11 protein-coding genes are annotated in these 11667 nt (G+C 22.7%); 4 read left to right on the top strand and 7 right to left on the bottom strand.

Annotated elements, in window-relative coordinates:
- Positions 1–106: 106 nt before the first annotated feature.
- The 6 genes from ACR34G_RS03235 to ACR34G_RS03210 are packed head-to-tail and all read right to left on the bottom strand — an operon-like array spanning position 107 to position 6819.
- Positions 107–802, bottom strand: coding sequence for a 16S rRNA pseudouridine(516) synthase (locus ACR34G_RS03235; RefSeq protein ID WP_436358524.1), 696 nt, complete (start codon positions 800–802; stop codon positions 107–109).
- Between the two features lie 7 nt (positions 803–809).
- Positions 810–2426: an ATP-binding cassette domain-containing protein gene (locus tag ACR34G_RS03230; RefSeq protein WP_436358523.1), complete on the bottom strand. Its 1617-nt coding sequence runs from the start codon at positions 2424–2426 to the stop codon at positions 810–812.
- The gene (locus ACR34G_RS03225; RefSeq protein ID WP_436358522.1) at positions 2401–4002 is read right to left on the bottom strand and encodes an ATP-binding cassette domain-containing protein; all 1602 of its coding nucleotides are present in this window, start codon (positions 4000–4002) and stop codon (positions 2401–2403) included. Before ACR34G_RS03225 ends, ACR34G_RS03230 begins: the two co-directional genes overlap by 26 nt.
- Positions 4002–4748 carry a type III pantothenate kinase gene (locus ACR34G_RS03220; protein WP_436358521.1) on the bottom strand — a complete coding sequence of 249 codons (747 nt, stop codon included), beginning with the start codon at positions 4746–4748 and terminating at the stop codon, positions 4002–4004. The genes ACR34G_RS03225 and ACR34G_RS03220 overlap by 1 nt, the downstream gene beginning before the upstream one ends.
- Positions 4749–5528: a 16S rRNA (adenine(1518)-N(6)/adenine(1519)-N(6))-dimethyltransferase RsmA gene (gene rsmA / locus ACR34G_RS03215; RefSeq protein WP_436358520.1), complete on the bottom strand. Its 780-nt coding sequence runs from the start codon at positions 5526–5528 to the stop codon at positions 4749–4751.
- Positions 5529–5532: 4 nt separating this feature from the next.
- Complete coding sequence (locus tag ACR34G_RS03210; protein WP_436358518.1) at positions 5533–6819, bottom strand: TatD family hydrolase; 1287 nt, start codon at positions 6817–6819, stop codon at positions 5533–5535.
- An 81-nt stretch (positions 6820–6900) separates the two neighbouring features.
- Here ACR34G_RS03210 and ACR34G_RS03205 point away from each other — a divergent pair, with 81 nt between their 5' ends.
- Entirely contained in the window at positions 6901–7869 is a 969-nt protein-coding gene (locus ACR34G_RS03205) for a ribose-phosphate pyrophosphokinase (protein ID WP_436358517.1), read from the top strand.
- The gene (gene rsmG, locus ACR34G_RS03200; RefSeq protein ID WP_436358516.1) at positions 7856–8542 is read left to right on the top strand and encodes a 16S rRNA (guanine(527)-N(7))-methyltransferase RsmG; all 687 of its coding nucleotides are present in this window, start codon (positions 7856–7858) and stop codon (positions 8540–8542) included. The genes ACR34G_RS03205 and rsmG overlap by 14 nt, the downstream gene beginning before the upstream one ends.
- A 13-nt stretch (positions 8543–8555) precedes the next feature.
- Here rsmG and ACR34G_RS03195 read toward each other — a convergent pair whose 3' ends face one another.
- Complete coding sequence (locus tag ACR34G_RS03195; RefSeq protein WP_436358515.1) at positions 8556–9302, bottom strand: phosphotransferase; 747 nt, start codon at positions 9300–9302, stop codon at positions 8556–8558.
- 22 nt (positions 9303–9324) lie between these two features.
- Between ACR34G_RS03195 and ACR34G_RS03190 the strand changes: the two genes are divergently transcribed.
- Positions 9325–9984, top strand: a complete 660-nt coding sequence (locus ACR34G_RS03190; RefSeq protein ID WP_436358513.1) for a phosphotransferase — start codon at positions 9325–9327, stop codon at positions 9982–9984.
- A 109-nt stretch (positions 9985–10093) separates the two neighbouring features.
- Positions 10094–11608, top strand: coding sequence for a 2,3-bisphosphoglycerate-independent phosphoglycerate mutase (gene gpmI / locus ACR34G_RS03185; RefSeq protein ID WP_436358512.1), 1515 nt, complete (start codon positions 10094–10096; stop codon positions 11606–11608).
- Positions 11609–11667: the final 59 nt, after the last annotated feature.

Below are 11667 nucleotides of genomic sequence, written 5' to 3'. Positions count from 1 at the left end.
TATTTTTTTAAAATATATAATTTTCATAAAAGAAATAATAATTTTTAAAATTTGTAATTGTTTTAGAATAACAAAGAGTATATATATATATATATATATATCATAATTAAAATAAATCTTCTTTTTTAATAATTTTATATTGTCCTAACTCCAAATCATCAGGGAGATTTAAGTTGTTGAATTTAACTCTTTTTAAATATGTAACTTTATAATCAAAAGAAAGAAACATCCTTTTTACTTGATGAAATTTTCCTTCACTAATACTTAAAAAACATTTATTTTTTTCTATTAATTCCAAAAAGGAAGGTTTAACTTTTTCGGTTTGGGAAATATAAAAACCTTGTGCAAATTTTTCTTTTAACAAATCAAAATTGATTTCTTTATCTAACTCTACATAATATTTTTTAATTATGTGTTTTTTAGGTGATAAAAGATTATGAGTGCTTTCACCATCATTTGTAATTATTAGCAGTCCTTCTGTATCTAAATCCAATCTTCCTATTGTATGTAAATTTTTTATATTAGTAATAGATTCAGGAAGTAAATCAAAAACTGTTTTATATAAATTATCTTTATTTGCACAAACATATCCTGCGGGTTTATTTAGTAAAATATAAATAAATTTTTCTCTTAAATAAAGAGAATTCCCGTTAATTGTAATTTGTAAATAGCTTTCTTGAAATAATTGACCTACTTTAATTTTTGAATTATTTACAAGAATTTGTTCTTTTAAAATTAACTTTTTAATTTCTGTTCTAGAGAGATTGCAATTATCTGAAATTATTTTTTCTATTCTTTTCATTGTAACCTTATAAATTGTTTAAATCTATTATTTTGTCAAATTTTTCATAATGTTTAAGATCTAAATTATGATTAACTAAAATAAGGGTTATTTCTTTATCTTCGATCAGTCTATCTAAAATGATTTCTATATTTTTTTTATCTAAATTTGAAAAAACCTCATCAAAAACTAGGAATTTTCTATTTAAATAAAAAACTCTAGCAAGTGATAATCTTTGTTTTTGTCCTTCAGATAAAGCAATTGCTGACTCTTTGTGTTCAATTTTTTGTTGAACTTCATTTCATAAATTAGCTTTTTTAAGTGCTTCTATTACTTTTTCATCATTATTTTGTTCTCATAAAGAAACATTTTTGTAAATTTCTTCATCAAAAATGATATTGTCACTATTTAAATAGGTTATTTTATTTTTATAGGAACTATCTGAAATAGTTTTTAAATCCGCTTGATTAACTAATATTTGCCCTTCATAATCTTGCTCAATACCAAGAATTAGTTTTAATAATGTTGATTTTCCTGTTCCAGAAGCACCTTTAATAAAGTATTTTTTTCCTTTTTCAAAAGTAAAACCGAAGTTATTAAAAATTAAATTTTTTCCATTTTTGTAACTAAAATTAATATTTTTTAGTTCAATTTTCTCTATTTCTTTTTCTAAAGAATTTCCTAAATCTTTTTCAATATTAAATTCAATTTTTTCTATTATTTTTTTAGATGTTTTTATTTTTTTAATTCCTGAAATATATGAAGGAACTGTGGTGATTAGTTTAGGAAATAGAAAATTAATAAAAGTAAGAGTAAAAATAGTAATATGTGGAACTTTTAAAAACAATAAAATAGCCATAGTGATTATTGAAACAAATTGTAGTATTCTTAAAATTCTTTCAGGAATTATTTCGTTTAAAGCTTGAGCATTATTAACTTTTAAGGATGCTTTATAAAGTTGTCAATTTTTATCTCTTGAGTTTTGATAAATTAAATGAGTTTTGTTGTTATAAAATAGAATTTTAAATCCATTTAAATAATTATCAATAACTTGTAAAAATTCAGTTCTTGCATTGGAATAATCTTTTTGTTTTTTTGTTTGTTTTTTATTGAAAAATAAAGAAAGCAGAACTGAAAAAAATACAATAATTAAAATAATGGGAATTAAATAAAAACTAATCAATCCAGCTGAAATTAGACTAGCTATTAGTCCAATTGTTGAACCAATTGTTCTAACCATTGTTAAAATAACTTGATCAAAAACAAGATTACTATCATTGAAAATAATACTAAAAATTTTAGCACTATCAAATTCATAACTGTTTTTAGCAGTTGAATTTATAAATTTATTAAATACGTTTTCTATTAATTTATTAATTAATTTCATTCTGAAATAAATTTCAAGTCTAACTCTTCATCAAATGGAAAATTTAGTAAAAAAATCAGTCGCTAAAATAAATATAATAACAATTAAAAAACTTTTAAAAAAAGCATACTTATCATTTGTAGGAACAATTGCATCATAAATTAAAGAAGAAGCATAAGACATTAAAATTCCAAAAAGAAGTGTTGAAATAACATTAATAATTTCAGCAATAATATACAAAATTGTATATTTTTTAGATGCTCTTAGCGATCATTTCATCTTTAATTTTCTCCATATCTATAATATAATCATACATTTCATAATTTTCAGCATGGTGACTGATATTTAAAATTGTTAATTCTTTATTTTGAAATAAGAAATTTTCAATTAATTCAATATTTTCTTTATCTATATTAGCAAGTGCTTCATCTAAAATTAGAAGATTTTTGTTTCTTAAAAAAGTTCTTGCAAAATTAATCCTTTGCTTTTGTCCTGTTGATAAACTATTATTTAAATTGATTTCATAATCTAAAGAAACTTCTGTTAAGTTAACTTTTTCTAGTGCTTCTTGTGCTTCAATATTCATTTCTTTTTCTCAAAGTGTTAAATTATTATAAACAGTATCAAAGAAAACAAATTCTTTTGAGTCTAAATAAGTAAAGAAGTTATTAACTTCAGATTGAGAAATTTCTTTTAAATCATAACCATTTAAAAGGATTTTTCCTTTATATTCGTTAATTTGTTTAGTAATTATATTTAAAAAAGTAGATTTCCCTGAACCAGAAGGTCCTTTGATTAAATACTTTTTCCCTTTTTCGATTTTTAAGTTAAAATTTTTAAAAATTACATTTTTTTCATTATAAGAATAGCTTAAATTTTCTATTACTAATTCTTCAAATTTAGGATTTTCTCCTTTGAAAAATAACTTTTCATTTTTTGGTGTACTTTTGAATTCTTCTAATTTTTCTTTTAAACTTTTATAATGTACAAAGAATCAAGAAGAAATTCTAAAGGATAAACTAATTTTAAAACTAAGTGCAGGAATTATTATAATGTTTGCAACCATTTCGTTTTCAAAAAGAATAAAATAAGCAGTTACTATTAATAGAGCAATATCGGTTATTGTTATTACATATCAAGTTACAACATCAACTAAAAATAATATAGAAAATATTTTCAATAATTTCATTCTAAATTTTGTGTTTAAATTATTTAATTGTTCTTGAAAAATATGTCTAACATCTAGAAAATAAAACATTTTATATGTAGATAAAAAAGCGGATAATTTTACATTTCCTTCTTCAAAAGTTTTCATTAATAATTTTCATTTTTTTGAATTAAACGAAGAAATAATTAAAGGAATAACTGTTGTAATAAAAGAAAAAAGAAGAATAAATATACTTAGTTTTCAACTTGAAATTAATGCTAAAATAATGGCACAAATAATACTTCCGATATTGAAAAATAAGTTAAAAAAAGCAGAATATAACCTTTCAATAATTATTGGAATTTGATCTTGAATTTGTGAAATAAATTTACCTTTAGTTTTTATTTCAAAATTCATTGGATTTTCATTAACAGTTGATCTTAAAATATCTTCCCTAAGATGAAACTGAATTTTATTAAAAATTTTATTTTTTAAAAATAATCGTATAAATGCTAGAATTGTTGCAAAAAACAATAAACACCCTTCTATTGTAATTCAAAAATAAAATTCTTTACTGTTGTTTTCTTGAATGTATTGATTAATCAATCCAGGAATGTATAAAGAAAAAGTTATTTTTGTAGCTATGAGCATTTCAATAATTGCAATAAAAAAAGTAAGCATTTTTTCTTTATTCAAATATTTAAACATTATTCAATTATACAACTTTCTGCTAGTAGTTTTAAGGATTTAATAACCATTTCTTCAATTATATTTTGTTTTTCTTTTATTTTATTTTTTAGATATTTTATATTTCCTCCTGTAAAAAATACTGGAAGATTTTCTTTATTCATTTGTTCAATCAATCCTTTTATTGCAAAATAATTTCCGTTTATTATACCTATCGATAAAGCATCAACTGTGTTGGTTCCAATCGCTTTATCAATTTTATTATTTAAATTGATTTTATTTATTTGTGAAGTTGAATTAAAAAGAGAATTTAGTCCCTTTTCTATTCCTGGAAAAATTACAACCCCTTCGATTTCTTTTTTATATATTTTTGAAATAACAGTTGCTGTCCCAAGAGACACAATTATTGCTGATTTAAATTGTTTTGCAGCATAAAAAGCATTTAATAAAATATCTGTTCCAATTTCAGAAAGATTAATTTGATTACTAATAATTAAATCAGTTAACTTAAAGACTTCGTTTTTTATTTGGTGAATTTTAATATTATTTTCTTTTAAAACATTTTCTATTATTATATTTTTTTCAGGTTTAACTGAAGAAAAATAAGCATTTATAAAGAAAAAACCTTTATTTTTTATTTCTTTCAATTTGGAATTTAAAATATTTTCATCTATTTTATCAACTGGAATTTTTTCTATTTCTAACTCTTTGTTTGTGTTTAAAAATCCAATTTTTAAAAGCGAATTTCCTAAATCTAAATAAAGCATTTATTCCTTTCTGTAAAAACTTTTGAAAAGGTTTTCAAAAGTTTGTCAATTTAATTCTTGTGGTCTTGTGTTTTCAATAATATTATTTTCTTTAAAAATATTTAAAATGTCTTGACTTGGGAATTTATTTTTTAAATTATTGTAAAGAGTTTTTCTTTTCATAGAAAAACAAAGTTTTACAAATTCTAAAAATTCATTAACATAATTTTGATCTAAATTTTCTTTAATTTTTAATGTTATAATAGCGGAATTTACTTTTGGTTTTGGAAAAAAACAAGTAGGAGGCACAATAAATTCTTTTGTAACATCTGCTATAAACTGACAACTAACTGACAATTTTCCATATTCACTTTTATTATTTATTGAAACAATTCTTTGTGCAACTTCATCTTGAACCATTATTGTTAATTTTGAAAAACTATTTATATTTTCAAATATTTTAAACAAAATTTTACTTGTAATATAGTAAGGTAAATTTGCAACAACTTCTTTTTTTGAATCAAAAGAAATTTCTTCTTTTAAAAAATCATTATGAATTAAATTAAAATTTTTGCTTGTTATCTTGTTTTTTAAAATTTCTATCATATCATTATCAATTTCAAAAGCAGTTAAATGTTTTGCTTTTGAAACAAGGATTTCAGTTAAAGCACCTTGTCCTGGTCCTATTTCTATGATTTCTTTATTTTCTACATTTGCTATTTCTATAATTTTATTGATAATATTTTTGTCAATTAAAAAATTTTGTCCCAATTGTTTTTTAGCTCTAATTTCTTTATTCATTATTTTATACCCCAAAGACTCTTTTAACATTATTTAAAATAATTTGTTTCATTTTTTCTTTTGAAATTCCTTTTATTAAACTTATTGTTTCGAGTGTATATTTTACATAGTGAGAATGATTAGTTTCAGAACGAAAAGGTTCTGGAGTTAAATAAGGAGCATCTGTTTCTGTAAAAATTCTTTCTAAAGGAATCATTTCTATCACTTTTCTTGACTCAACATTTTTTTTAAAAGTTATAACACCTGAAAAAGAAAAGTAAACATTTTTAAATTCAAGAAATTTTTCAGTTCATAATCTGTTGCCTGAATAAGTGTGAAAAACGAAGGGAACATTTTTATATTTTTTAATAATTTCATATATATCTTCAAAAGCATCCCTAATATGTAAAATTACAGGTAAATCATGTTTTTTTGCAATCTCAATTTGTTTAATTAAAGAATTAATTTGAATATCTTTAGATGGATTATCTTCATAATAAAAATCCAAACCAACTTCACCTATTGCTACAATGTCTTTTGTTATTAATTTATCTAAATTTTCATAATCATCATTAATAGAAACAGTATTAGGATGTATCCCAAGAACTGGAAAAACATTTTTATGTTTTCCAAATTCCTGCATAATTTCTGTATTTTCGTTTCAATTAGTTGAAACGAAAAACATTTTATAAATGCCATTTTTAAAATTTTCTTGAATTTCTTGTGAAGGATTTTGATAATATTCTTTAAATGGATGAGCATGTAAGTCAATTAGATTATTTTCCATAATATTGGTACTTAATTTATAAAAGAAAGTAGATTCTTTTTCTCTTTTAATTTCTTTTTTAAAAAAAGGATTAAATTTTTCAATTATTTTTTGTGAAAATAAGTTAGTTTTATCTGCTGTTATAAAACAAGTATCTAGATTATATTCATTTTTTATCAATTCAAGTGCTTTTTCTAAACATAAGGTTCCAATTCCTCTTTGTCTTAATTTTGGATTAACTCAATAACCAATGTTACCAAAATTATTAATAATTTCATTATTTGAATCGTTACTTTTTCTTATATTAAATCAAGCTGCTATTTCATCAAATTCACCATCTTCATCTATTAAAAATAAAATTTTACCTTTTAAAAACTCATCATCTGCTTCTTTTTTAGTTAGTTCTTTTAAGAAGTTTATAATTTTAGGAAAATTTTCTTCAGAAATTTCAATTTTTGAAAAACTTATTGGATTATTTTCAAAATTTGTATTTAAAAAAACGTCTTTATGCTTGGTTTTTAATTCACTAAATCTAAAATTAGCCATTTTTATTCCTTAATTCTTTTTTTTCTTTCTTTTAAGTTTATAATTTAAATAATAATTCAATTTTACAACAAAGGAGAAAAAATGCTAATAAACGAACGAAATGTTCTATTTGGAATGGAAAATTCCTTAAATCTAGCTAAAAAAATTTCACAAAAGGTAAATTTACCATTAACACCAATTAAAAAAGAGGTTTTTGCTGATGGAGAAGTTATGCTTAATTCAGCTGAAACTGTAAGAAATTCAAATGTTTTCATAGTTGCAAGTACCCATACACCAGTAAATGACAATATTATGGAACTTTTAATTTTTATTGATTCATTAAAAAGAGCAAGTGCAAAAGAAATAACTGTAATTTTATCATATTATGGTTATGCAAGACAAGATAGAAAAGCAAAAGGAAGACAACCAATTGCTGCAAAATTAGTTGCAAATTTATTAGAAACTGCTGGTGCTACAAAAATAATCACTGTCGACTTACATAATCCATCAATTCAAGGTTTTTTCAATATACCTTTAGATGATTTAAGAGGGCAATATGTTCTTGCAAAAAGAATTAAACAGAAAAAACACTCTTTTACAGTTGTTTCACCAGATCATGGTGGAGCTGTTAGAGCAAGAATTTTATCTGAATTGCTATCAAATTCAGTTAAAATCGCTATTATCGATAAAAGAAGAGTAGGAACAAATCAAACAGAAGTTCTTGGTATAATTGGAACTGTCGATGAAGAGCATGCAATTATAGTTGATGATATTATTGATACAGGTGGAACCATTTTAAAAGCAGCTCAAACAGTAAAAGAACACGGAGCAAAAAGTGTTACAATAGTAGCTACTCATGGAATTTTTTCCCGTGGATTTGAAATGTTTGAAGAAAGTCCGTTTGTAGATAAAGTTATAATAACTGATTCTATTGAAAAACCAAAATTAAGTAAATTTTCAAAAATAGAAATAGTTTCACTTTGTGATTTTATATCAGAAGTTATTATAGCAACAATTAATAAATCATCTGTTTCAGATATTTATAAAGGTTTCAAAAATGAACTTCTATAAAGAAAAAACCCGTATTTTTGTAAATAATGAAGACAATTTTAAAACACTAGAAAAATATGTAAATTTAATAGAAGAAAAAAATAAGGTTATGAATTTAACAGGATTTAGCGGAGACGTTCTTTGAAAAGAAGGGATTTATGAATCGCTCCTTTTCATGGAAGAAAGTTTTGCTAATAAAATAACTACAGAAAAAAATCATTTTCTGGATGTTGGTGCAGGTGCAGGATTTCCTTCAGTTCCCTTTTTAATAACTAAACCTAATATTAAATTAACTATTTATGAACCTTTAAAAAAGAGAGTAAATTTTTTAAATATAGTAAAAGAAGAATTAGATTTAAATATGGAAATTTTTCCATTAAGAGCAGAAGAATCTAAAGAAAAAGAAGTTTTTGATTTTGTTTGTGCAAGAGCAGTTATGGACTTTAAAAGATTATTTGAAATAACTCATCATTTAGGTAAAAAAGGTGCATTTTTTAGTTTTTTAAAAGGCCCTAAAGCACAAGAAGAAGTTCAAAGTTCTGTGAATTTAACTCAAAAATTCAATGAAGAAATTAATGTAAATGAATTAAAAATTTTTGAAGAAAAACAAAATTTTATTATTAATTTTTACAAATTACACTCTACTCCAATTGGTTTTCCAAGAAAGTGAGATAAAATTTTAAAAGAAAAATAAAAAGAACAAGTTGTTATTTTGTTCTTTTTCATTCTCTTTGTCTTTCTTCTAAAGTTTTGGATACAACTTTAATTTTGTCTATAAATTCTTTGTCATCAAAAGGTTTTGTTTCTTGAGCATTTACTCATAAAATGATTAAATAAAGAACCAAAATTCTGTGTTGTAAAACAAATTCGTAGTCATAAGAATCATAAGCGTTTAAAAAAATAGTTTCCTGTTCATCGCTTAATCTTGATGATTCAATGAAATAAGCTAAATCAAAATGTTTATCACCTTTTGAAGCATATTCTCAATCTATGATTCAAATTTTATTATTTTGATCAATAATAATATTATTTGCTCATAAATCATTATGAAGAGGTGTATCTTTTTTCATATTTCTCAAAATTAAATTGATTTTTTTATAATATTCATTAATTATTGGAATATTAATGTTTTTATTTTTCAATATTTCTCTATATTTTTTAATTCTTGCTGCATGATTTGAATTAGGCATTTCTACTTTGGAAGTATGTATTTTTTTCATTAAATTAGCAATGTTTATTAAATTTTCATTTGTAATTTCTATATTTTTTCCATCAATTCACTCATATTTTAATAAAGAATCTGAATTTTCTAAAAGTTTAGGAACAAAATCAAAAACACTTAAGTTTTCATAATTTATTTTGTGATTAAATTCGTTATATTTTTTTTCTTGAAGAAAAGTGTCATTTTCTTTATATGAAATATTTGTATACCCATTATTTATCTTTATTTTCATTTTTTAATTATATAATTTTTATATGAAATTAAAAGAGTTTCCATTAGAAATTAATAAAAAATTAAAAAAAATTTCTTTTTTTTATGAAGGAAATCATAATAAAACTTATATTGGATATTTTGAAAATAAAAAAGTACAAATAAGAGTTAAAAAAAACAATATTGTTAATTCAAAAAATGAAGAAAATTTCTTTTTACAAACACAAAAAAATAATTTTGTTTATTACAAAGAAGGTAACTATATAAAATTTTGAATTTCAGGAGAAAATTTAGAAAAAATTTTTTTAACAAAGAAAAAACAAAGAAAAATTCTAGAACATTTGTATTATTTTTCGTCTTTAAAAGCAAAAGATATAGAAGTTTTTAATTGGGAAACTTGAAATCATAATGATAAGAAAATTACTAAATTATTAAATGGATACAAAAATGAAAAAATGACACTTTCTCACGGAGATTTAAGGAAGAAAAATATTATAATAGACAAAAAAAACGATATTTATTTTATTGATTTTGAATGAACTAGACTAAATTATTTAATGTTTGATTTAGCTTCTTTATATTTATACGTTAATATAAGTAAAAAATTAATTATTAAATATTTTAAAATCAAAAAAAATAATTTAGACAAATGAATATATTTGGTTAAAAAGTTTAATAATGAGTGAAACGAAAAAATGTATTAAATTTTAAACTCAAATTACTCTTGCAAACAGTGGTAAAATAAAATAAAACTTAAAAGAATTTAAAAAAATATAAAAATGGTAAAATTTAATTAAAAAATAAGGAGAAAAAATGAAAAAACCAGTTATTTTAACAGTTATTGATGGATTAGGTTTAAGAGAAGAAAAACAAGGAAATGCGTTTGCATTAGCAAAAACACCTACATTTGATGAATATTTTAAAAATTATCCTCATTCTATAATTCAAGCATCTGAAGATTTTGTAGGATTGCCAAAAGGACAAATGGGTAATAGTGAAGTAGGACATTTAAATATAGGGGCTGGTTTTGTTGTTTATACAGGATTATCCCTTATAAATAAAGCTTTAGAAGATGGAGAATTTAAGAAAAATCCAAAATTTTTAAGTGCTTTTGAAAATTCAAAAAAAACAAATACAGCCTTACAAATTATGGGTCTTTTATCTCCAGGGGGAGTGCATTCATTAGAAAATCATTTATTTGAATTAGTGGAAGCAGCTCATGAAAATGGAGTTAAAAAAGTTTCTATTCACTTATTTGGAGATGGAAGAGACGTTGCTCCACAATCCATATTAACATCACTTGAAAAATTAAATGCAATACTTTCTAAATATCCAGATTATAAAATAGCTTCTATTTCCGGAAGATTTTATGCAATGGATAGAGATAAAGTTTTTGAAAGAGTTGAGAAAGCTTATGATGCAATTTTAGGGTTTTCTAATGAAAAATTTACTGATGTAACTGATTATGTAAAACAACAATATGAAAAAGGAATTTATGATGAATTTTTAGTTCCAGCAGTAAATTATGAAGTTGAAAAAAATGACTTTTTAAGAAATAAAAACTCTGTAATATTCTTTAACTTTAGACCAGATAGAGCAAGACAATTAAGTCATTTGATTTTAAGAACTAATCTTTATGATTTTATGCCAGAAAAACAAGTTCATGTACATAATTTTGTTTCAATGATGAAATACGAAGGAATTGAAACAAATATTGCATTTGAAGAAACTGAAGTAAAAGAACCAATTGGAAAAGTTATAGAACAAGCAGGTTTAAAACAATTAAGACTTGCAGAAACTCAAAAATATGCTCATGTAACATTCTTTATGGATGGTGGTAATGATGTAGAATACAAAAACAGTGAAAGAATAATGGTTCCTTCTTTAAAAGTTGAATCTTATGCTGATGCTCCACAAATGTCTGCAAAAGAAATTACTGATAAATTATTAGAAAGAGCAAAAGAATTTGACCTTGTGATTATGAATTTTGCTAACCCAGATATGGTTGGACATACAGGGAATTTAAAATCAGCAATAAAAGCAGTCGAAATTTTAGATGAGCAACTTGGAAGAATTAAAAAATGAGTTGAGGAAAACAATGCAATTCAATTTATAACAGCAGATCATGGAAATGCCGAAATTACAGAAGATGAAAATGGTAAACCAGCAACAAAACATACTTCTCAACCTGTAATGTTAATTACAACAGATAAAACTTTAAAATTAAAAGATGGAAAATTAGCAAATATCGCACCAACAGTTTTAGATTATATGGGTATACAAAAATCCAAATATATGACTGAAGAATCACTGATTATAAAAAAATAATTTAAATTAATAGGAAAAATAAAGAAAATTTCCTATTTTTTTATTTTTTTAAAATTTTT

Source organism: Mycoplasma sp. 480, assembly GCF_051353065.1.
GTDB lineage: Bacteria > Bacillota_I > Bacilli_A > Mycoplasmatales > Metamycoplasmataceae > Mesomycoplasma_A.
This window is presented reverse-complemented; position numbering and strand designations above follow the sequence as displayed.